Annotated in this window: 18 protein-coding genes; 8 read left to right on the forward strand and 10 right to left on the reverse strand. The window is 72.7% G+C overall.

Annotated features, from left to right (window positions below; all coding sequences use genetic code 11):
• Positions 1 to 79: 79 nt before the first annotated feature.
• The gene (locus AB0C35_RS22985) at positions 80 to 1,324 is read right to left on the reverse strand and encodes an amidohydrolase (RefSeq protein WP_358459166.1); all 1,245 of its coding nucleotides are present in this window, start codon (positions 1,322 to 1,324) and stop codon (positions 80 to 82) included.
• A gap of 466 nt (positions 1,325 to 1,790) precedes the next feature.
• Complete coding sequence (locus AB0C35_RS22990; protein WP_358459037.1) at positions 1,791 to 2,957, reverse strand: glutamate--cysteine ligase; 1,167 nt, start codon at positions 2,955 to 2,957, stop codon at positions 1,791 to 1,793.
• Positions 2,958 to 3,442: 485 nt separating this feature from the next.
• On the opposite strand from AB0C35_RS22990, the gene AB0C35_RS22995 reads away from it, so the two are divergent.
• Positions 3,443 to 4,693: a D-alanyl-D-alanine carboxypeptidase gene (locus tag AB0C35_RS22995; protein ID WP_358459039.1), complete on the forward strand. Its 1,251-nt coding sequence runs from the start codon at positions 3,443 to 3,445 to the stop codon at positions 4,691 to 4,693.
• A gap of 123 nt (positions 4,694 to 4,816) precedes the next feature.
• Positions 4,817 to 5,245, forward strand: a complete 429-nt coding sequence (locus tag AB0C35_RS23000; protein ID WP_358459041.1) for a nuclear transport factor 2 family protein — start codon at positions 4,817 to 4,819, stop codon at positions 5,243 to 5,245.
• On the opposite strand, the gene AB0C35_RS23005 is transcribed toward AB0C35_RS23000, so the two are convergent.
• From AB0C35_RS23005 to AB0C35_RS23020, 4 genes are all read right to left on the reverse strand, one after another.
• Positions 5,215 to 6,270, reverse strand: coding sequence for a YihY/virulence factor BrkB family protein (locus AB0C35_RS23005; RefSeq protein WP_358459043.1), 1,056 nt, complete (start codon positions 6,268 to 6,270; stop codon positions 5,215 to 5,217). The two genes, AB0C35_RS23000 and AB0C35_RS23005, sit on opposite strands and share 31 nt — an antisense overlap.
• 240 nt (positions 6,271 to 6,510) lie before the next feature.
• Positions 6,511 to 7,218 carry a 2'-5' RNA ligase family protein gene (locus AB0C35_RS23010; RefSeq protein WP_358459045.1) on the reverse strand — a complete coding sequence of 236 codons (708 nt, stop codon included), beginning with the start codon at positions 7,216 to 7,218 and terminating at the stop codon, positions 6,511 to 6,513.
• Entirely contained in the window at positions 7,208 to 8,296 is a 1,089-nt protein-coding gene (gene trpS, locus AB0C35_RS23015) for a tryptophan--tRNA ligase (protein ID WP_358459168.1), read from the reverse strand. The genes AB0C35_RS23010 and trpS overlap by 11 nt, the downstream gene beginning before the upstream one ends.
• An 18-nt stretch (positions 8,297 to 8,314) precedes the next feature.
• Entirely contained in the window at positions 8,315 to 9,424 is a 1,110-nt protein-coding gene (locus AB0C35_RS23020; protein WP_358459047.1) for a hemolysin family protein, read from the reverse strand.
• Between the two features lie 82 nt (positions 9,425 to 9,506).
• Between AB0C35_RS23020 and galE the strand changes: the two genes are divergently transcribed.
• Together galE and galK are read left to right on the forward strand one after the other, a co-directional pair.
• Positions 9,507 to 10,460: a UDP-glucose 4-epimerase GalE gene (gene galE, locus AB0C35_RS23025; RefSeq protein ID WP_358459049.1), complete on the forward strand. Its 954-nt coding sequence runs from the start codon at positions 9,507 to 9,509 to the stop codon at positions 10,458 to 10,460.
• Positions 10,457 to 11,617, forward strand: a complete 1,161-nt coding sequence (galK, locus tag AB0C35_RS23030; RefSeq protein WP_358459170.1) for a galactokinase — start codon at positions 10,457 to 10,459, stop codon at positions 11,615 to 11,617. Before galE ends, galK begins: the two co-directional genes overlap by 4 nt.
• On the opposite strand, the gene AB0C35_RS23035 is transcribed toward galK, so the two are convergent.
• Positions 11,614 to 14,283, reverse strand: a complete 2,670-nt coding sequence (locus AB0C35_RS23035) for a hypothetical protein (protein WP_358459051.1) — start codon at positions 14,281 to 14,283, stop codon at positions 11,614 to 11,616. The genes galK and AB0C35_RS23035 overlap by 4 nt on opposite strands.
• Positions 14,280 to 16,049: an HSP90 family protein gene (locus tag AB0C35_RS23040; protein ID WP_358459052.1), complete on the reverse strand. Its 1,770-nt coding sequence runs from the start codon at positions 16,047 to 16,049 to the stop codon at positions 14,280 to 14,282. The genes AB0C35_RS23035 and AB0C35_RS23040 overlap by 4 nt, the downstream gene beginning before the upstream one ends.
• 111 nt (positions 16,050 to 16,160) lie before the next feature.
• On the opposite strand from AB0C35_RS23040, the gene AB0C35_RS23045 reads away from it, so the two are divergent.
• Both AB0C35_RS23045 and AB0C35_RS23050 read left to right on the forward strand, forming a co-directional pair.
• Positions 16,161 to 16,577 carry a MarR family transcriptional regulator gene (locus AB0C35_RS23045; protein ID WP_358459054.1) on the forward strand — a complete coding sequence of 139 codons (417 nt, stop codon included), beginning with the start codon at positions 16,161 to 16,163 and terminating at the stop codon, positions 16,575 to 16,577.
• A complete protein-coding gene (locus tag AB0C35_RS23050; protein WP_358459056.1) occupies positions 16,574 to 17,008 on the forward strand; it encodes a hypothetical protein in 435 nt (144 codons plus the stop codon). Before AB0C35_RS23045 ends, AB0C35_RS23050 begins: the two co-directional genes overlap by 4 nt.
• Before the next feature lie 106 nt (positions 17,009 to 17,114).
• On the opposite strand, the gene AB0C35_RS23055 is transcribed toward AB0C35_RS23050, so the two are convergent.
• Together AB0C35_RS23055 and AB0C35_RS23060 are read right to left on the reverse strand one after the other, a co-directional pair.
• Positions 17,115 to 17,576 carry a DUF1801 domain-containing protein gene (locus AB0C35_RS23055; protein ID WP_358459058.1) on the reverse strand — a complete coding sequence of 154 codons (462 nt, stop codon included), beginning with the start codon at positions 17,574 to 17,576 and terminating at the stop codon, positions 17,115 to 17,117.
• A gap of 78 nt (positions 17,577 to 17,654) precedes the next feature.
• Positions 17,655 to 18,110, reverse strand: coding sequence for a carboxymuconolactone decarboxylase family protein (locus AB0C35_RS23060; RefSeq protein WP_358459060.1), 456 nt, complete (start codon positions 18,108 to 18,110; stop codon positions 17,655 to 17,657).
• Positions 18,111 to 18,283: 173 nt separating this feature from the next.
• Between AB0C35_RS23060 and AB0C35_RS23065 the strand changes: the two genes are divergently transcribed.
• Both AB0C35_RS23065 and AB0C35_RS23070 read left to right on the forward strand, forming a co-directional pair.
• Entirely contained in the window at positions 18,284 to 20,764 is a 2,481-nt protein-coding gene (locus AB0C35_RS23065) for a tetratricopeptide repeat protein (protein ID WP_358459062.1), read from the forward strand.
• A 28-nt stretch (positions 20,765 to 20,792) separates the two neighbouring features.
• Positions 20,793 to 21,785 (forward strand): intradiol ring-cleavage dioxygenase, encoded by a 993-nt coding sequence (locus tag AB0C35_RS23070; protein ID WP_358459064.1) that lies wholly within the window; start codon positions 20,793 to 20,795, stop codon positions 21,783 to 21,785.
• The last annotated feature ends 7 nt before the right edge of the window (positions 21,786 to 21,792 follow it).

Genomic DNA, 21,792 nt, shown 5'->3' on the forward strand with positions numbered 1-21,792 from the left:
TTGCACTGATTCGCAACAGGTCCGTTACCAATGCGTACGCATATCGCCACAGGTCAGCGCGGGGGGTCACCACCAGGGACTACGCCAGTGCGGCACCCTCGATCGTTTCGGGGTCGCCGGGACGTCCGCCTTCCCACAGCGCGGTCAGCGCGGTCGCGCTGAGCACCCGCACGCCGACCGCGACGCACCGCTCGTCGACGTCGAAGTCGCCGCGGTGCAGGTCGTACTCGCCGGACGACCCGGGGGTGCGGACACCGAGCCGCGCCAGCGCGCCGGGGATCGACTCCAGGTACCAGCCGAAGTCCTCACCGCCGAGGCTCTGCGGGGTGGGGACGACGCCGTCCTCGTCGATGACCTGTGCGGCCGCGTCGCGGAACATCTGCACGCTGGTCGCCTCGTTCACGGTCGGCGGGACGCCCCGGACGTACTCCAGGGACGCCTCCACGTCGTAGGCGGCGGCGACCGACTGCAGCAGCGCCTTCATCATCTCCGGCGCGCGGTGCCACGCGTCGTCGTCCAGGCAGCGGACGGTGCCCTCGGCGATCCCGTCGTCGGGTATGGCGTTGGCGACCGAACCGGCCGAGACCCGTCCCCACACCAGCGACAGGCTGGAACGCGGGTCGACGCGCCGCGACAGCGCCGACGGCAGCTCGGTGACGATCTTGGCGAGCGCGTACACGAGGTCGGCCGTCAGGTGCGGCCGGGCGGTGTGCCCGCCGGGACCGGTGACCTTCACGTACACCTTGTCGCAGGCCGCGGTGATCGGGCCGGTGCGCAGCCCGAGCTGGCCGACCTCGATGCGGGGGTCGCAGTGCAGGGCGAACGCGCGGTCGACGCCCGCGATGCCGCCGGCGGCCATGACGTCCAGGGCGCCGCCCGGGGTCTCCTCGGCCGGCTGGAACAGCAGGCGCACCCGGCCGGGCAGCAGCCCCGCCTCCGCCTGCTGGGCGAGGAACAGGCCCGCGCCCAGCACCATCGCGGTGTGCACGTCGTGGCCGCACGCGTGCGCGACGCCGGGGACGGTCGAACGGTAGGTGACTCCGTCCTTCTCGTCCTCCAGGGGGAGCGCGTCAATGTCGGCGCGCAGCGCGACCGTGGTGCCGTCAGCGGGGCCGATGTCGCAGAACAGGCCGGTGCCGCGCGGCAGGATCACCGGCTCCAGCCCCACCGCGCGGAGCCGCTCGGCGATCTTCTTGGTGGTGCGGTGCTCGGCGTAGCCCAGCTCAGGGTGCATGTGCAGGTCGCGGCGGAACTCGATCAGCTCGTCCTCATGCCCGGCCAGGAACGCGTCGAGCTGCGGCTGCAGCACCGCCCCGCCGAGCACCTCGGACCCGGCGGAGGCGGCGGCCACGGCGGGCGGACCCGGCACGATCTCACCGGTGACCGAGCCCTCCGGCCCTGCCGGCGCGTCCTCGCCGGCCACCAGATCCTCCTCCACCGGCATGTTCTCGCGGGCCGGCACGATCTTGGAGACGGGCGCGGCCGCACCGGCGCCGCGTTCGTCCCGGCCCTCGGGGCCGACGGGCCCCGGGGCGGCGGGAGGTTCAAGGCCGGGCATCACCCCGGGTCCTGGACGTGTCATCTGCGCCCCCTGCGCGACGGCGGAGCCGAAGGGTCTCCGCCCGGTGGTCTTGTCTGTCTTCTCCCCGGGGCCGCCCCCGGGTTCACGGACGGCACCGGATTCGGCGCCGGAGCCGGGTTCGGAGCCGGGTTCGCGGACGGCGCCCCGCCCTGGGACGGCGCGCTCAGGGTCGGCGGCGCCGCGCGGCTTCCCCGGGACGGCCGGTTCCTCAGGCTCCGGCATGTGCGACCTCCCCCAGTGTGACGAACCTGTCCTCCGCGAGCTCGGTGATCGCCGCGTCGACGATGTTCTCGAGCGTCCCGCCCTCGGCGCGGATCGCGCGCTGGCGCTCGTACGGGGCGCCGTGCTCCAGGACCTCGCCGGCCACCTTGAGCTCCTCGGCGCAGCCGAGCCGGTCGGCCACCGGCTCCAGCTCCCTGATCAGTTCGTACAGGTCGTCGCGGAGCGGCGCGGTGCTCCCAGTGTCGTCGGTGATGGCGATGGCGTCGAGCCCGTACCTGGTCGCGCGCCACTTGTTGTCGCGCACCACCCAGGCGGCCGGCCGCGGCAGGGTGTAACCGCGGTCGAGCTGCTGATCGAACAGCGTGACCAGGCTCTGGCACAGCGCCGCCGCCATGCCGACCTCGCGCATGGTGGGGATGCCGTCGAACATCCTGATCTCGACCGTGCCGAAGTCGGGATGCGGGCGGATGTCCCACCAGACTTCTTTGATGCTCCTTATCGTTCCCGAACGCAGAAGCGTGTCCATGTAATCCTCGAAGGCCGCCCAGTCGTCCAACGAGTGGGGTGGACCGGCCGTCGGCAGCTGACCGAAGACGACCGCCCTGCAGGACGCGAGGCCGGTGTCGCTGCCGCTCCAGAACGGGCTGGAGGCGGTCAGCGCGAGGAAGTGCGGAAGGTAGGACGAGAGCGCGTTGACGATCGGGATCGCCTTGGCGCCGTCGGAGATGCCGACGTGGACGTGAACGCCGAACGTCTGGATGCGCCGGGCCAGCCACTGCATCTCCTCGATGAGCTCGGCGTAGCGCCGCATGGGCGCCATCACCGCGTCCCGCCAGTCGCTGATCGGGTGGGTGCCCGTGCAGGCCAGCGCGATGCCCCGTTCGGCGGAGGCGGACCGGAGGGCGGCGAGCGTCCCGGCCAGGTCGGCCTTGGCCTCGCCGACGGTGTCGCAGATGCCGGTGACGACCTCGACCGTCGATTCCATCAGCTCGTGCCGGACGCGCGGGTTGTCGCCCTCCTCGCTGAGGAAGGGCAAGGCGGCGAGCACCTCGCGTGCGTCCTGCCGCAGGTGCCTGGTCTCCGCATCGACGAGCTGGATCTCCCACTCGACGCCGAGCGTCGCCCCGTTCGATGCGTTGAAGTCAATGGCCACGGCCAACCTCCGTCCACAATCCTTGCAGGTCGTTGCGTGGCACGTGGCGCTATTCAGCCAGCGGGTCCCTAAGCCTGGACAAACGCCGGTCCAGGTCACGTGTTCGCTCCATGATGACGCCCGCGCCCGCGACCCTGCCGGGTCTCCATGCCCTTTGCGGATCATTTGACTCATGCGGAGGGTCAGTGAGCACCGCGGTGCCATACCTTTCGGTCATCGATCTTGTCTGCGACACCATCCGATCGAACTAGTTAGTCCGTCCCAAAATACCGTCGATGACGGACTGTAACCGATAGGGGTCGTCCCATACATACCGTATTGGTCACGTCTGTACCTTGCGTCACGTAAGTCACGTGCTTGCCGCCTTCGCGGTCGGGTACCCCTTCGCCGGATACGTCGCCTAGTCTTCGGGGGGAGTCATGGGCGTCGAGCGCATGCGCGCCGGAAGCGAGAGGGCTTCCGCGGGAACGAGGAGCGTCGGAAGCTTGCGAGCAGAGCGACGAGGGCGGGCGGACGCCCGCCGCGCCCTGACGATGATCACAGTGCCCCTGGCCGCGGCCTCGCTCGCCGCGGCGCCCGTCCTCGTCGCGGCCCCGGCCACGGCCGCGCCGCAGATCCCGCCGGAGACCGCGCCGTCCGGCGCACCGGGGACGGAGACCATCGGCGGCCCGCAGCTCGCCGGCCGGGGCATCGTCGTCAACAAGGCCCCGGGCGTCCCCGACCTGCCGAAGATCAAGGCGTCCTCGTACCTCATCGCGGACGCCGAGACCGGCGACGTCCTGGCCGCCAAAGACCCGCACGGGCGCTACCTCCCGGCGAGCACGATCAAGACGCTGACCGCGCTGGCCCTCGTCCCCAGGCTGGACGCGAACCGGCTCGTGCGGCCCTCACAGAAGGCGTGCGACGTCGAGGGCACCAAGGTCGGGCTCACCCCGAAGATGCGCTACAAGATCTCCGACCTGTTCCACGCGCTGCTGATGATGTCGGCCAACGACGCGGCGGTCGCGCTGGCCGAGGCGAACGGCGGCCTGAAGAAGACCGTCGCCGACATGAACGCCGAGGCCAGGCGGATCAACGCGCACGACACCCTGGCGGGGTCGGCGAACGGGCTGGACGTCGACCTCGGGCTGAACGTCCGCACCCAGCACACCTCGGCGTACGACCTGGCGCTCATCCTGCGCGAGGGGATGAAGAACCCCGACTACCGGACGTACATGCAGGCGATCGACCACAAGTTCCCGGCGCCGCCGACCAAGAAGGAGCGCAAGAAGGGCAAGAAGGTCGGCGGATATCCGATCCACACCCACAACCACATGCTGCCGGGCGAGCGGGAGGCCTACACCGGGATGCTCGGCGGCAAGAACGGCTACACGATCGCCGCCAAGCAGACCTTCGTCGCCGAGGCGCGGCGCGGCGGGCGCACGATCGTGATCGCGCTGATGCGGGCCGACCGGCCGCCGTCCCCGTACGCGGCCGAGCTGCTGGACTGGGGCTTCACCGCCCACGGCAAGGTCCAGCCGGTGGGTGTGCTCGTCTCCCCCGGCAACCCGAAGCAGGCCAAGAAGGACGCCGGCTCCGGCGGCGTGCTGCCGGACGCCCCGCTCGCCTCCGACGACGCGTCCCGCAGGTGGCTGCTCGTGGGCGGCGGCGCCGTGGGCGCCCTGCTGGCCATCGCGGTGCTGTTCGCGGTACTGCGCCGCCGCCGGTTCGACAAGTCGCTGCGCGGCGGCCGGTAAAGGTTCCCTCACCCGCTCCGAGGGCACTGGCCTGGCCGCGCCGGCGGGCTTACGCTCGCGGTGGCGCCGGTGACCTCGCCGCCGCAGGAGACGGCGGACCGGCGTCGCAGGAGGGAGCGCGCCATGTCCGACATGTACGTCTCTGCGCTCGGTGCGCCCGCGCTCGAACATCCGAACGTCACGCTGCTGAAGGACGGCTACACGGCCTTCGCCAAGGGCGACGCGGCCTTCATCCGCGGGCTGCTCGCCGATGACGTCGTCCACCGCGTCCCCGGCCGCGGGCCCCTGAGCGGCGAGTACCGCACCCCCGAGGAGGTCCTCGGCTTCTACGTCCGCCTGTTCGAACTGTCCGGCGGGACGTTCCGCGCCGAGCCCTACTCGGTGATGGCCAACGACGAGTACGGCGCAGCCCTCGTCCAGACCTACGCCGAACGTCCGGGCCGGGTCCTGGACGGCCGCTCGGTGGACCTGTTCCGCATCCGGGACGGCAAGATCACCGAGATCCGCACGCTGGCCGAGGATCAGTACGCCGACGACGCCTTCTGGTCCTGAACCGGCACGTCCCGCGCGGGCGCGTCCTTCCGCTCGCGGTCGTCGTCGGCCTCGGCCCGCTCCTGGAGCGCCTCGGCCTCCTCGCGGTCCGCGACGTTCTCCGGGTTGCCGGCGTCGGCGGTGAGGACGACCCGCCGGGTCGCCGTCCACGCCGCGACGAACAGCGTGAACCGCGACACGATGTTGATCCACACCATCAGCCCGACCAGCACGGCGAACGTCCCGTACACCGGGTTCTCCGTCACCCGCGCGAGCAGCAGCGTCGCGAACTGCTTGAGGGCCTCGAACCCGACGGCGCCGAACAGCGCGCCGCGGATGATCCGCCGCCACGGCGCCCGCGTCCCCGACAGGCGGCTGAACAGCACCAGGAAGATCACGGTGTTGAACATGATCGCGCAGGCGAGGGACAGCATCCGCAGGCCGGTGCCCGCGCCCGGCACGTCCTGCAGGCCGAACCATCCGAGGACGGTGCTGGTGGCGGCCGTCGTGACCGTCGAGACCGCCATGCCGCAGATCAGGACCACGCCGAGGAACGCCAGGACGGCCAGGTCCCAGAACCGTTCGACGAAGAAGTTGCCGCCGCCGTCGGGCTCGTTGCCCCACATGTCGCGGAGCGACTCGCGCAGCACCTGCACCCAGCCCTGCCCGGTGATCAGCAGGGCCGCCAGGCCGATGATCCCGACGGCCGTCTTGGACTGGGCGATCTCCTCGACCCGGATCTCGGCGGCCAGGCCGGGCAGCAGCGAGTCGACCGCCCGGACGAAGTAGTCGCGCGCCTGCGCGCTGACCCCGACGAGGTAGCCGAGCAGCGAGTACCCCAGCGCCAGCAGCGGGAAGAACGACAGGAAGGCGTAGCACGTGAGGGCCGCGGCGAGCCGGTCACCGCGCCGCTCCTGATACCGCCGCAGCGCCCGGACGTGGTGGTCGAACCACCGCCAGCGTTCGCGGGCGTCGCGCAGCAGGTCCTTCCCCCGGCCGAACAGGGACTCGCTCCCCCGCTGAACCCTGTCGAACGCCTGCCGCATGCACGCAACCTACCCACCCCGGCCCACCCGATGCCGCGGACGGTAATCAATCGCTAAACCCGGCGTTGCCCACCATCCCCGCAGGGCAGCGCCGCCCTCACCAGACGATCAGCGCGAACCGGCACCGCCCGCGCCGAGCGACCAGCGCGAACCGGCGCCGCCCTCACCAGACGATCAGCGCGAACCGGCGCCGCCCTCACCAGACGATCAGCGCGAACCGGCGCCGCCCGTGGCGGGCGATCAGCGCGGGGCCGGGCCGCCTTCGGCGGGGGTCGTGTGCGGGACGGGGCCGCCTTCGCCGAAGACGAAGTCGCATTGCGGGCGCCAGACTCCGTCCAGGCCGTGCTCGTAGAGCGAGAAGCCCCACACGTCGAAGTCGGCGCCGTAGCCGGCGAGTTCCTTGAAGGCCCGGTCCATGACGTCGTCGGGGAGGTGGTGGGCGATGGTGACGTGCGGGTGGTACGGGAACGGCAGCGGCCGGGCCAGCGGACCCGACAGAACCCTCGCCTGGACGCGCTCGCAGCCGCCGATTCCTTCGGCCAGCGCCACGAACACGACCGGGGACACCGGCCGGAACGTTCCGCTGCCGCGGAGCTTGATCCGGAACGGCCGCTCGGTGCGGGCGATCTCCCGCAGATGCTCCTCGACGGCGTCCAGCGCCGAATCGGCCACCTCGGTCGGCGGGAGCAGCGTGATGTGCGTGGGGATCGCGGTGGCGAGGGGGTCGCCGAAGGACTCGCGCTTGGCCTGCAGGTGCGCGCCGTGCGGGTCGGGGATGGGGATCGCGACGCCGATCGCGCGGGCTTCCGGCCCGCGGTCGGCGTCGCGACAGACGCCGGGACTGTCGGAGGCGTCGCCGGCGCCCTCCGCCGCGCCGCCGCCGCTCGCGGAGGGCGCCTCCCCGGGGCCCTTCGCGGCGTCGTCGTGGTGCGAGCGGTCAGTGACCACGTCCCACGAATCCCACCCGGTCGCGGACGATCTCCATCGTCCGCGTGGCGACCTTGGACGCGCGTCCGGCGCCGTGGGCGAGGAGCCGGTCGAGCTGCGCCTCGTCGTCCAGCAGCTTGAGCGTGCGTTCCCTGATCGGCGTGAACGTGTCGAGGACGACCTGCGCGAGGTCCTTCTTGAACTGCCCGTAGCCGGAGCCCTCGTACCGGCGTTCCAGGTCGGGGACGGACGTCCCGTCCAGCGCGGAGTAGATGCGCAGCAGGTTGGTGACGCCGGCCTTCTTCTCCTCGTCGTAGACGACCTCGGAGCCGGTGTCGGTGACCGCGCGCATGATCTTCTTGCGCATCGGGCCGGGCTCCTCCAGCACGTCGATGATCCCCTGCGGGGAGGAGGCGGACTTGCTCATCTTCGCCTCCGGCTCCTGAAGGTCGGTGATCTTCGCTGCGCCCTCGGGGATGTGCGCCTCGGGCGGGACGAACGTCTCGCCGAACCGGTGGTTGAACCGCTGCGCCAGGGTGCGGGTCAGCTCTAGGTGCTGCCGCTGGTCCTCGCCGACCGGCACGCGCAGCGCCCGCTCCCCCTCTCCCGGCTCGGGCGTGTAGAGCAGGATGTCGGCGGCCTGAAGGATCGGGTAGGTGAACAGCCCGACGGTCGTCCCGCTCGTGCCCTGCTTGGACGACTTGTCCTTGAACTGGGTCATCCGCCCCGCCTCGCCGAACCCGGTGAGGCAGCCCAGCACCCACGCCAGCTCGGCGTGCTCGGGGACGTGGCTCTGCACGAACACGGTGGCGCGGTCGGGGTCGAGGCCCATCGCGAGGAGCTGCGCGACGGCGACCTTCGTGCGGCGGCGCAGCACCGCCGGGTCATGCTCGATGGTGATCGCGTGCAGGTCGACCACGCAGTAGAAGGCGTCGTGGGTGTCCTGCATCGTGACCCACTGCCGGAGCGCGCCCAGATAGTTGCCGAGGTGGAACGAGTCGGCGGTGGGCTGGATGCCGGACAGCACGCGGGGGGTGACCGCGCCTGCGGCACCGGCGGACGTCGCGGGGCTGGGCACTGGGCTGGACGCTTCGGACATGTGCACGGACCGATTCTCTCAGGTGTCGCCGGAGGCTCCGCCGCCGGTGGCCCGGCCCTGTGCGGGGCCGGTGGCCCGGCCCGCCGCGGGCTCGGCGGCCCGGCCCGTCGCGGGGCCGGTCGCCTGGCCGTTCGCCGGGCCGGTGGCGGCGTCGCCGATGGCCGCCCGCGGGGTCGCGGGCGGGGTGCCGGGCGGCGCCGTGACGGCCTGCGGCGTCGCCCGCGGCATGACGCGCACGCGGGCCACCCGCCGGCCGTCCATCCGGGCCACCGCGAGGCGGCGGCCCGCGACCTCCACCGAGTCGCCTTCGGCGGGCACGCGGCGCAGCGCCGCCATGATGTGCCCGGCGACCGTCTCGTAGGGCCCGTCGGGCAGCCGGATGCCGGTCTCGTCGGCGAAGTCGTCCAGGTTGAGCAGGCCGTCCACCTCGACCACGCCGTCGTGCAGGCGCCGTGCCTGCGCGTCCTGCACATCATATTCGTCGCGGATGTCGCCGATGAGCTCCTCCACGAGGTCCTCCAGCGTGACGATTCCGGCGACGCCGCCGTACTCGTCCATGACGATCGCCAGGTGGCAGCCCTCGCGGCGCATCTCCGACAGGACGGGCAGCACCCGTTTCGTGGACGGCAGGAACTTCACCGGCCGGACGAGATCCCCCACCGGCACGTCCCGCGGCGCCCCGTCCCGGCCGTCCGGACCGCCCGAGCCGTCGGGCGGGTCCGGGACGAGCAGGTCCCGGATGTGCACGAAGCCGATCACCTCGTCGTGGGAGTCGCGGCAGACGGGGTACCGCGAGTGGGGGCTGCGGGCGGCGATCCGCGCGGCGGCGGTCAGCGGGAGCGCCGCGTCCAGGAACTCCACCTCCGTGCGCGGCACCAGGACCTCGCGCAGCGGACGCTCCCCCGCCGCGAACACCTCCCCGATCAGGGCCCGCTCCTCCGCGGTGAGATGGGTGTTCTCGGCCACCAGCGCCCGCATCCGCTCGGCGCTCAACTCCTCCCGGAGCGCGGCCGGGTCACCGCCCGACAGCCGCACGACGAGGTTGGTCGAGCTCGACAGCAGCCAGACCAGGGGGCGGGCCAAGATGCGCGCGTGCCCCACGGGCGTCCGGGACGGCGTCCGGTCCATGTGTCCAGCCTTCCCCGTTCGGGGTTCCGGATAGCCTGGACGGACCCCGCCGTCCAAGAGTCTCGTCTGTGGAGGTCCGTCAGTGAAGCTGCTCGTCACCGGAGGCGCCGGCTACGTCGGCAGCGTCGTCTCCGCTCTGCTCCTGGAGGCGGGGCACGAGGTCGTCGTCCTGGACGACCTGTCCACCGGGCATGAGGACGCCGTTCCGGAGGGCGCCCGGCTGGTGCGCGGCACACTGCGGGACACGGCCGCGGAGGTCCTGGGCGGCGCCGGGTTCGACGCCGTCCTGCATTTCGCCGCCAAGTCCCTCGTCGGCGAGTCGGTGGAGAAGCCCGGCCTGTACTGGGACAAGAACCTCGGCGAGTCGCTGGCGCTGCTGGAGGCGATGCGCGTCGCGGGCGTCGCGCGGATCGTGTTCTCCTCGACGGCCGCGACGTACGGGGATCCCGAATCGCCGGGGATCGCGGAGACCGACCCGACCCGCCCGACCAACCCCTACGGCGCGTCCAAGCTGGCGATCGACACGGCGCTGGCCGAGTACGCGCGGCTGCACGGCCTCGGCGGGGTCTCGCTGCGGTACTTCAACGTCGCGGGCGCCTACGGCCGGCTCGGCGAGCGGCACACCGTGGAGACCCACCTGATCCCGAACGTGCTGAAGATCGCGCAGGGGGACGGCGAGTCCGTGCGGCTGTTCGGCGACGACTACCCGACGCCGGACGGCACCTGCGTCCGCGACTACATCCACGTGGTCGACCTCGGCCGCGCCCACCTGCTGGCGCTGGACGCCTGCGCGCCGGGCACCCACCAGATCTTCAACCTGGGCAGCGGCACCGGCAGTTCCGTCCGGGAGGTCGTGGAGGTGTGCCGCGCGGTGACCGGGCGGGAGATCCCCACCGAGATCGCGCCGCGCCGTCCGGGCGACCCGGCCGTGCTGGTCGCGTCGTCCGAGAAGATCCGGTCGGAGCTGGGCTGGAAGCCCGAGCGGGACCTGCGCACCATGGTCGACGACGCGTGGACGTTCCTGCGGTCCCGATGACCGGTCCGCACGCGCTCGCCGACGCGTTCACCGGTGTGTTCGGGCGGGAGCCGGAGGGCGTCTGGCACGCGCCCGGCCGCGTCAACCTGATCGGCGAGCACACCGACTACAACGACGGTTTCGTGCTGCCGTTCGCGCTGTCGCTCGGCGTGTCGGTGGCGGCGGCGCGACGCGACGACGGCGTGATCGAGGTGCGGTCGCGGCAGGCCGCCGCCGCGGTCACCGCGCCCGTGGACGGCGGGACGGTCGTGTCCGAGGGATGGCCGCCCGACCAGGCATGGGCGGCGTATCCGGTGGGTGTGGCGCGGGTGCTGCGCGAGCACGGGACGGGCGGCGCGTCGCTGCTGATCGACTCGGACCTGCCGCAGGGCGCCGGGCTGTCCTCGTCCGCCGCATTGGAGTGCGCCACCGCCCTCGCGCTCTGCGACCTGCACGGCGTCGACATCGACCGGCCCGCGCTGGCGCGGCTGGCGCAGCGCGCGGAGAACGAGCAGGTCGGCGTGCCGTGCGGGTTGATGGACCAGTCGGCGTCCCTGCTGTGCACGGCGGGGCACGCGCTGATGCTCGACTGCCGCAGCGGACTGTCGTCGCAGGTCCCGTTCGCGCCCGCCGGCTCCGGCCTGACCCTCCTGGTCGTCGACACGCGGGCGTCCCACGCCCTGACGGGCGGCGAGTACGGGCGGCGGCGCGCCGAATGCGAGGAGGCCGCGGCGCTGCTCGGCGTCGACGCCCTGCGCGACGTCAAGGACCTCGCCGGGGCCCTCGGGTCGCTGCGCCACCCGGTGCTGCGCCGCCGCGTCCAGCACGTCGTCACCGAGAACCACCGTGTCGAGGCCGCCGTCGGGCTGCTGCGCGCCGAGGCCGTCGCGGAACTCGGCGCGATGCTGAACGCCTCGCACCTGTCGCTGCGCGACCAGTTCGAGGTGTCCTGGCCCGAGGCCGACACGACGGTCGGCGCGGCCCTGCGGGCGGGCGCCCGCGGCGGGCGCATGGTCGGCGGCGGCTTCGGCGGGTCCGTGATCGTCCTGACCCCCGCCGACCGCGCGGACCGGGTGCGGGACGCCGTCGCCGCCGCCTACGGCGAGCGGGGCTGGACGCCCCCGGAGTTCCTCGAAGCCGTTCCCTCCGGGGGCGGACGCCGCGTCACTCCCGCCTAGTCCTCCTGCAGGGCGGACGTGATGTCGTCGCGGAGGCGGGCGGCCTCCTCGGCAGGGCCGGTCTCGTCCAGGGTGCTGAAGCCGTCCACGGCGGCGGACGCGTGGGACGCCGCCTCGGGCAGCCGCCCGACCTGGGCCAGCAGGCGGGCCTGGTCGTAGGACACGAGCGCAGTCTCCCAGATGCGGGCGGGCTCGTTGTCCGGCGGCAGGCTCGCGAGCGCCGCGCGGGCCGCCTCCATCGCGGGGACGGCCTCGTCGTGCTCGCCGCACCACAGCAGGCACATCGCGGCGCGGCGGCGGGCGCGGACGACGCCGTACGGGTCACCGGCCTTCTCGAACGCCTCGGCCGCCGCGGCGAACCGCTCGGCGGCCTGCGCGTCCCTGTCGAGGCCCGTCAGGACCTCCCCGGCCTCGTCGAGGAAGTGCGCGACGGCGCCGTGCTCGCCGTCCTGCGCGGCGTCCTCGGCGAGGGCCGCGAACGTCGCGGCGGCGTCCTCCTCGCCGAGTTCCTTCTGCGCGTGCGCCAGGATCAGCCGGCAGCGCCGCTCCGCGTCGGGGTGGTCCGGGCCGGCGAGGGCGGGCAGCGCCTCCTCGGCGACCTCGGCGGCCTCCAGGAACCGGCCCGTGGACAGGTAGCCGGCGGCGAGGTCCACGCGCAGGTGGACGGCCTGCTCGTGCAGGCCCTCGGCCGTCCAGCCCGCGATGGCCTCGGCGAGGTCGGCGACGGCGTCCGCCGGGCGGTCGGCCGCGAGCAGCGCGAGACCCCGCTCCGAGTGCGCGGCGGCGCGCATCGGCGACCCGGCGGGCACCGCGGCGATCACCTCGCCGAGCATGGCGAGCGTCTCCTCGCCCGGGCCGTCTTCCTGCCGTGCCAGGACGCGGGCGAGGAGCAGCATCGGCGTGGCGGCCTCCGCCACGCCCCCGGACGCGCGAGCGGCCTCCACGGAGCGGCGCAGCGCGGCGACGCCGTCATCGGTCTCGCCGGTCATCAGGAGCGACTGGCCCCGCACGAACCACACTTCGCCCGCCCGGTCGGGGGCGTCGTCCGGGTCGACCCGGTCGAGCACGGCGAGGGCGTCGGCTGGGCGGTCCTGGTCCACGTGCGCGCCGGCGAGCCGCAGCAGCGATCCGGTGGCGTCGCCGTCCTCGGTGGGATGGCTCGCGAAATGCTCGACGGCGGCGTTCATCTCCTCCAGGCCGCGCGGGTCGCCCACCTGCGCGTGCATCGCGCCCATGCGGCCGAGCACACGGTGGCGGCGCGTGTCGTCGCCCAGTTCGCCGAACAGCCGGGACGCCTCCTCCCAGCACTCGACGGCTCCCTTCTCGTCACCGTCGAGGGCCCGTTCGACGCCCCGGCCGTCCAGCCGGCGGGCCTTCTGCAGCGGCCCCGGCTCGACGGACTCCGCGAGGACGTCGAACCGCTTCCAGGCGGCGAGCGTGGCGTCCACGTCCCGCTGGGTGCGGCGGCGGTCGGCGATGTCCAGGAGCGCGTCGAGGTCGTCCACCGACGTGACGTCCTCCTGCGGGACGGGTACCGGGGCAGGCGCCGGGGCGGGGCGGCGGTGGTGGGCGGCCAGCGGCACGAAGTCCGCGACCGGCTCCGCCGCCAGCGTGGCGCGCACCTTGTCGCCCTGCCGGGACGTGCCGTTCCGCTCGTCGAACCGGGCCGCCAGCCTCGTCGCGCGCTCGGCCAGCTCGGCGCGCAGCTCGGGCAGCGGCACGTCCGCCGCCGGGCGGCCGTCCGACGCGGGACGGCGGACCGTCGCACCGCCGTGCCCGGCAGCCGCGACCCGGTCGAGGACCAGAGCCGACGCGGCGGCGAACTCCATCTCCGAGTGCGGGCTCGGCGCCCGGTCGAGCCACCCGAGATGCCGCTGCACGATCTCCAGGCCGCGCGCCTCGTTGCCGGTGATCGCGCAGAACTCCAGGTGCTCGGCGATGTCGCCGAGATCGGCGAGCCTGCTCCGGTGCACCCGGTAGGCGCGGCGATGCGCGTCGGCGGCCTGCTCGGGGCGGCCCGTGCGCAGATACACCGGCAGCATCGCGGTCAGGACGGACTGCGGCTGCTCGTTGCACGACAGCTGCGACGTCAGCACGGGCGCGGCGATCTCGAACGCCTCCTCGTGGCGTCCGACCCGGGCGAGGTGACGGATCATGCCGGTCGGGTCACAGCCCTCGCAGTCCGACAGTTCGTCCCGCTGGGCGGCGCGCCACTTCAGATACCAGTCGTCGGCCGCCCCGTCGCCCACATGCTGGGCGACCACGTGACGGCGGCGGTAGACGGCCTGGAGGCTGTGCCCGCCCGCGAGGTAGCGGCGCTCCATGTCGTCCAGCAGGGCGTAGGTGCGGTCGAGAGGGATCTCGGGGAACAGCGTCAGGGACGACACCACCGCCTTCATCTGCCACAGCAGCACACGCGGCTCGTCGAACCGGCCGGGGTCGCGGTCGTGCTCCGCGAGCGTCCGGCTGAACGTCGCGAGGGCCTTCGCGGGCTCGCCCCCGTACTGGTAGGCGTCGGTCAGCCGGGCCCGCACCCGGAACGCCAGCACCTCGTCACCGGCCGCCTCGGCGCGGCGCAGCGCGTCCTCCACCAGGACGGTGCGGGCCTCCCCGTAGGGCAGCTCGTCCGCCTGCGCCATCAGCGCGGCGACGTCTTCAAAGCTCACTGGGGCGCCTCCGGGGCGTGGACGGCCCACTCCAGCAGGCCGATGAACGAACGGTTCAGGACCGCCGTGTCGGCGGGCCGCAGCGGATGGTGGCCGAGCAGCAGCGCCTGCCCGTACAGGGCCTGGACGGCCAGTTCGACCGGCCCGTCCTCGCCGAGGGACGTGACGCGCCGGGCCAGCGGATTGCGGTGGTTCAGCACCAGCTGCGGGCGTTCGACGCCGGCGGTGGCGCCGACCGCGCCCAGAACGTCGGCCCACAGCGCGTCGGCCTCGTCCCGCGCCCGGCTGAGCTCCTCGCGGAACTGCGCGTCGCGGCTGGTCAGGTACAGGGCGGGCAGCGACGCCGGGTCGAAGTCGCGGATCACCACCTCGCAGCCGAGCCGCTCCACCGCCCGCTGCGCCGCCGCCAGGAACGGCCGCAGCGCCAGTTCCGCCGCCGGGTCGAGGACACCGAACGTCGTGGTCAGCTCCGCCGCGTCCAGCCTGGTGAGGCGGATGTCGGGGTCGAGTTCGGGCAGCCGCTCGATGATCTCGGCGTCGTGGACGTAGCCGCCGTTGACGAGCCCGACGCCCTGCGCCCCCGCGACCGCCGACAGCCGCCGGAACTCGTCCACGCTCGCGGTGAACCGGCCGCCCGGGTGCCGCCGGCGGAACTCGGCCAGCGTCATCGGCCCGGCGGACGTCTCGTAGTCGAGCCAGCGGTCCACGATCCGCAGCATGTCGGCGTCGTGCAGCGCCATGGCCTTCACGCCGAGCTGATGCAGCCGCAGGAACCCGCGCAGCCGCGGCGGGTCGGTCTCCGACAGCCGCACCAGCCACTGCCGCAGGACGTCCCCGAGCCCCTCCCGCGTCGCGTCGAGCAGCTCGTCCTCGTAGAGGGCCTCGCGGCTCGCGGTCGGACGCAGCTCCCCCGCGTCGACGACGCACCGCGCGAAGAACGCCCACTCGGGCAGGAGCCCCTCCACGCTCTCGGCCAGCAGCATCCGCTTGAGGTAGACGCGATGGGAGGCACGCGCGGTCGGCGAAACGGCCTGCGGCAGGATGAACGCCACGCCCGTCAGGCCCGCCTCCGGCACGTCCAGATCGACCACGTCGAACGGCGCGAACCCGTACAGCTCCTCGCAGTACTTCTCCAGCGCCCGCCGCCGCCCGGCCGGATCGCGGTGGGACGCCTGCCACGGCGGCCCGTCACCCGTGATCGGGACGCCGTCGACCGTGAGATCGACCGGCAGCAGCGACCCGTACGTACGGGCGAGGTCCGCCACGACCGGCGGGCTCAGCAGCTCGGCCGCCCCCGGACGCGCCCGCAGCGTGACCGTCGTCCCCGGCTCGTCCCTTTCGGCCAGCTCGACGCGGTAGCTGCCCTCGGAGCGTCCCGTCCACCGGACGGCGTCACCGCCTCTGGCGGACCGCGTCACCACCTCGATCTCGTCCGCGACCAGGAACGCCGACAGCAGCCCGATCCCGAACTGGCCGAGGAAGTCGTGCCGGGCGAACCCCAGCTCGTCGCGCTTGGACGACCGCCCGATCGTCGCCAGCAGCGTGTGCACCTCGTCCGCGGTGAGCCCGATGCCGTCGTCGTGGACCAGCAGCGTCCCGCCACCGGTCTCGATCGCCACCCGGCCGCCGCCCCCGCCCCGCGCGGTGATCGCGTCCACCGCGTTCTGCAGCAGCTCCCGCAGATACACCCGCGGGCTCGCGTACAGATGGCGGCTCAGCAGATCCACCACCCCGCGCAGATCCACCTGAAATGCCCGATCCGCCACCGACGCCCCTCCCGATCATCCGCATAAGCGATCACACCCTAGCGACCGGTACCGACCACATTCCGGTGATTTTCACGCGCGCATTACTACGATCTCGGATATTCTGATTTCGTGACTTCAACGTCGGCGCTGCTCGCGCTGCAGCGCGCCACCCACGCCACTCTGCAGATCCTCATGGCCGAGCTGGTCGACCTCGACCTGACCGCTTCGGAGATCAACGCGCTGGCCATCCTGGCCGACGGCCGCGGCCGGACCATCACCGAGCTCGGCACGGCGGCCGGCTCCCGTCCGACCACGCTGACCAGCGTGCTGGACCGGCTGGAACGCCGCGGCCACATCACGCGCGGCACCCGGCCGGGCGACCGCCGGGTCGTGCTCATCGAGCTGACCGCCTCCGGCCGCGCGACCGCCGAAACCATCCGGGGGACGCTGGCCGCGGTGGAAGCCCGCGCGCTGGACGGCCTGCCCCCCGAGGCCGTCGCCGGCTTCCACACCGTCCTGCGCGCCCTCGCCGAGGTGCCCAGATGACCGAGTCCGGACGGGAGACGGCCCTCAGCGCGGATGTCTTCGATGAGCTGATGGCCGAGGTGATGTCGTCCGCCGACGGCTTCGGCCACCGCCAGCACGTCCACCTGACCTGGCTGGCGGTGCGCCGCGTCGGCATGCCCGCGGCCATCGCCCTGGTCAGCGAGGGCATCCAGCGCACCGCCCGCTACGCGGGGGCGCCCCAGAAGTACCACGCCACCGTCAGCCGGGCCTGGGTGGAACCGGTGGCCCACCACGCGGCCGAGCACGACCGCCCGGACTTCGCCGCCTTCACCGAACGGCATCCCGCGCTGCTCGACAAACGCCTGCTCACACGCTTCTACCGCTCCCCGACACTGGCCGGCCGCCAGGCCCGAACGGGATGGGTCGAGCCCGACCTCGCCCCGTTCCCCTGGACGCATTCCGACCGTTAGGGCCCGAACGGGAAGGCACCGTCTTCGCTGACAGGTGACCGGGCGCGGAGGAGCCCCAGACCCGCCATGGGATCCGGGGCTCGCTCAGCGGCGGCAAGGGGAGTGCTCAGCTCGCCGCCCGCTTCACGAGTGCGGCGATCCGGGCCTCGTTCTCGGCGGTCAGCTCCGTCAGGGCGAAGGCGGCCGGCCACATGGCGCCGTCGTCGAGGCTCGCCACGTCGTTGAAGCCCAGCGTCGCGTACCTCGCCTTGAACTTCTGCGCGCTCTGGAAGAAGCAGAGGACCTTGCCGTCCTTGGCGTAGGCGGGCATCCCATACCAGGTCCTCGGCACCAGATCCGGCGCCGACGCCTTGACGATCTCGTGCAGCCGCTCGGCGATGGCGCGGTCCGCGTCCGCCATCTCGGTGATCTTCGCGAGCACGTCACGCTCCCCGTCCGCCTTGGCCTTGCCCCGGCGCGCGGCCGCCTTCAACTCCCGGGCGTGCTCCTTCATCGCGGCTCGTTCGTCGTCGCTGAACCCGTCGAACGCCTTGCCTGACGCGGTTGCGGTCTTCTGCGTTTCGCTCATGGTGGGGTCTCCTTGCTGTCGTTGAGTCTCTGCGGGTCTGGGTCTGGGTCTCGGTCTGGGAGTCGCTGCGGCTTCGCTCTATCCCCACGCGCCGGCGATCTGCCGGGTGGTGGCGTTGAGCCGGTTGAACAGGTTGGTGACGCCGATCATCAGGACGATCGCGGCCAGTTGCTTCTCGTCGTAGTAGGTGGCGGCGGCGTCCCAGACCTCGTCGCTCACCGCGTCGGGCCGGTCGGCCAGCCGGGTGGCGGCCTCCGCCAGCGTGAGCGCCGCACGCTCCTCGTCGGTGAAGTACGGGGCCTCCCGCCAGGCGGCGACCGTGGCGAGTCGCTCGTCGCTCACCCCGGACTTACGGGCCGTCTTGACGCCGGCGTCGACGCAGGCGCTGCAGCCGTTGATCTGGCTGACCCGCAGGTGCACCAGCTCCAGGGTCTGCCCGTCGACGCCGCCGGAGTGGACGGCCTTGAAGATCTCCTGGATGGGCTGCATCGCGCCGGACAGGACGACGGCGGGGTTCTGCATACGAGACTGCATTGCGGGTTCCTCTTCTTCCGGGTGGCGCCCTGCCCTCGGGGCGTGTCTCCATCAGAGCCGGTGGGGCTTACGATGACGACGGCGATGGGACGCCGTGGGACACCTGAAACGCCTCTGAGCAGCGGCGATTCGTCCCGAGGAACGTTCACCGGGACGGGACAGGGGGCCTCGGAATGGTGGTGCAACAGCCGTCAGCGGGAACGGCCGACCCACGGGATGAACTGGCGGCCCGGCTGCGGCTGCTCCAGGAGCTGTCCGGGCGCGGCGTCCGGGCCCTCGCGCGGGACGCGGACCTCAGCTCCTCCTCGCTGTCGCGCTACCTCGGCGGCCAGACGGTGCCGCCCTGGTCCGCGGTGATCGCGCTGTGCCGTCTCGTCAAGCGCGACCCCCGCCCGCTGCGTCCCCTGTGGGTACGGGCGTCCAGCTCGCTGGCGGCGCCGCCGAAGACCAGCCGCCAGGTCCAGCCGCCCTCGCCGCCCGCCGGGGCGCCGCGCCCGCCCCGCAACGATCTGCCGCGCGACATGCCCGACTTCACCGGACGCGAGGCCCAGCTCGCCGCCGTGCTCGCCGCGGTGGACGGCAGCCGGGTGGTCGCCGTCGACGGCATGGCGGGCGTCGGCAAGACGTGCCTGGCCGTGCACGCCGCACACCGGCTCGCCGCCGACTACCCGGACGCCCAGCTCTACGTGGACCTGCACGGGTTCACCGCCGGACGGGAACCACTCGATCCCGACCCCGCGCTGCGGACCTTGCTCGCCGCCCTCGACGTCCCATCGGAGAAGATCCCGCAGGAGGGCGGCATCGAGCCGCTGGCCGCCTGCTGGCGTTCGGAACTGGCCCACCGGCGTGCCGTCGTGGTCCTCGACAACGCCGCCGACGCCGACCAGGTCCGCCCGCTGCTTCCCGGCGCCGGCCCGTCCGTGGCCCTGATCACCAGCCGCAACCGCCTGCTGGGCCTGGACGAAGTGCCCCCGGTGTCGCTGGACGTGCTGTCCCCGGACGAAAGCGCCGAGCTGCTGGCCCGCGCCAGCGGCGACCCGGGCGGATCCGACGGCCGGCTGGCCCGCGACCCCGAATCCGCCGCCGAGGTCCTGCGGCTGTGCGGCCATCTGCCGCTGGCCCTGCGGCTCGCCGCGGCGCGGCTGCGGCACCGGCCGGGCTGGACCGTGGGGATCCTCGTCGAGCGGATGGCGGAGGGCGCCACCGAATTCGACACGGCGTTCGCCATGTCCGTCCGGCAACTCGACTGGGCGCAGCGCCGCTTCTTCCGGCTCCTGGGCCTGCTGCCCGGCTCGACCTTCGACGAGTACGTCGCGGCGGCATTGGCGGACGTGTCACTGCGCAGAGCCAGGGCGATGCTGGAGGACCTGCTCGACGCGCATCTCGTCCAGCAGCCTGCGGCCGGCCGCTACCGGTTGCACGACCTGGTGCGCCAGCACGCCCGCCGGGCCGCCACCGAGCAGGAGTCAAAGCAGGAGCTGGATCAGGCGCTCGGCCGGGTGCTCGACTACTACGTGCACGCGGCGGCCGCCGCCGACGCCGCGGCGTCGTACCTGTCCCCCGCCCGCGAGGTCTCCGCGGGCCGGCCGCCGGCCGAACTGCCGAAGTTCACCGGCAAGCATTCCGCGCTCCTCTGGTTCACCACCGAGTACACCAACCTGATGGCCGTCTTCGAGGCCGCGGCCTCCGCCGGAGCCGACGTGCACGTGTGCGAGCTGCCGCGTTTCATGCGGGCCTTCTTCGCCCGGCGCTGCGGCACGACCCACCTCAACGTCCTCTTCGAGCACTCACTGGCCGCCGCGCAGCGCCTGGACGATCCGCTGCAGCTGGCCGAGGCGCACAGCGACCTGGGCTTCGCCCGCTACAACGCGGGCCGGATGGCGGAGGCGGACGCCGCGTACGAGGCGGCGGCACCACTGGTGTCGGGGAACACCAGGTCCGAGGCCGAGCTGACCATGCGCCGCGGATACCTCAGATGGGACGAGGGACATGTCGAAGAACCCCTCGACCTCTTCCGCCTGGCGGGCGAACTGTACGCGGACGCCGGCTGCCCGATGGGCACGGCCCACGCGACCGCCTACGAGGCCTGGGCGCTCCTGCAACTGGGAGACGGGGAGAAGGCGGCGCAGCTGGCCCGCAAGGCACTGGCCATCCCCCACACCGACCCCGCGTGGCCCCCCACGCTGACGGCGCGGATCACCCTCGGCGTGGCCATCGCCCGCGAGAAGCCCGACGACGCGATGGAGCATCTGGAGCAGGCCCTCGCATCGGCCCGCGAGGACGGGCACAAGCACAACGAGGCATGGTGCCTCAACTGCCGGGGCGTCGCACTGCGCCAGATGGGCCGATACGAAGAAGCACTCGCCAGTCACCGCCAGGCGTTCGCCCTGCTGGACGACCTGTTCGAGGAACACTGGAAGATCCACTTCCTCGACGGCTACGCCGAGACCTGCCGCCTGGCCGGCCTCCGCGAAGAGGCCCTGCGCCTGCACCGCCAAGCACTGGAACTGGCACCGAAACTGGGCTACCGATTCGCCGAGGCCCTGGCCCACGAAGGAATCGCCGCCGCCCTCCACGAAACAGACCCGCCCACAGCCACCGAACACCGCAAAGCCGGCCAGGCCATCCTGCAAGACCTGAACCCACAAACCTGAGGGGACAGGCACGAATACTGGAATTGCAGTGGAGACCGACAACGGTGGGGATCGCATGAACGAGCGGCGTCGGAGCCGGGAACCAGCGGCGGAGTTCGAGCGACGCCCCCTCGCCCGCCCCGACGAAGAGCTGGTCGACCAGGGCCTTGGATTCGACGTCGGCACCCTCCTCGGCCGACGGCGGATGCTGGGGCTTCTCGGCCTGGGAGCCGCGAGCATGGGCCTGGCTGCGTGCTCAGGCGATGGCGGCAAGCCATCCTCCGGTTCCTCCACGGCGTCGGCCAGCACGTCCTCAGCGGAGATCCCGGAGGAGACCGCAGGCCCTTACCCGGGCGATGGTTCCAACGGGCCGGACGTTCTTGAGCAGAGCGGCATCATCCGCAGCGACATCCGGTCCAGTTTCGGTGAGGCGAGCGGGACGGCCGAGGGCGTGCCGATGACGCTGGAACTGACCGTCTCCAACCTGGCCGCCAACGGCGCACCTTTCGAAGGCGTGGCCGTCTATGTCTGGCACTGCGACCGGGAGGGGCGGTACTCCCTGTACTCCCAAGGCGCCACGGAAGAGAACTACCTGCGTGGCGTACAGATCGCCGACGCTGCCGGGACGGTGAAGTTCACCAGCATCTTCCCCGCCTGCTACACCGGACGCTGGCCGCACGTCCACTTCGAGGTCTACCCCGACAAGGCCGCCATCACCGACTCCGCCAACGCCATCGCCACCTCGCAGCTGGCATTTCCGAAGGACGTCTGCGACAAGGTCTACGCGCAGCCAGGCTACGAGCAGTCCATCAAGACTCTGGCCCAGGTCACACTCGACAATGACATGGTCTTCAGCGACGACGGCGCCACCAGCCAGATGGCCACCGTGACGGGCAGTGCCAACAGCGGCTACGCCGCCGAACTAACCCTCGGCATAGACACCCGAACAACCCCCACCACCGGCGGAGGCCCCAACGGTGCTGGTAGCCGAGTCCGACGGGGTAGTTTGGCAGCGGCCATGGAAGCTACTACTGACCGTTGACAGGCAG

Source organism: Spirillospora sp. NPDC048819, assembly GCF_040650055.1.
Lineage (GTDB): Bacteria > Actinomycetota > Actinomycetes > Streptosporangiales > Streptosporangiaceae > Spirillospora.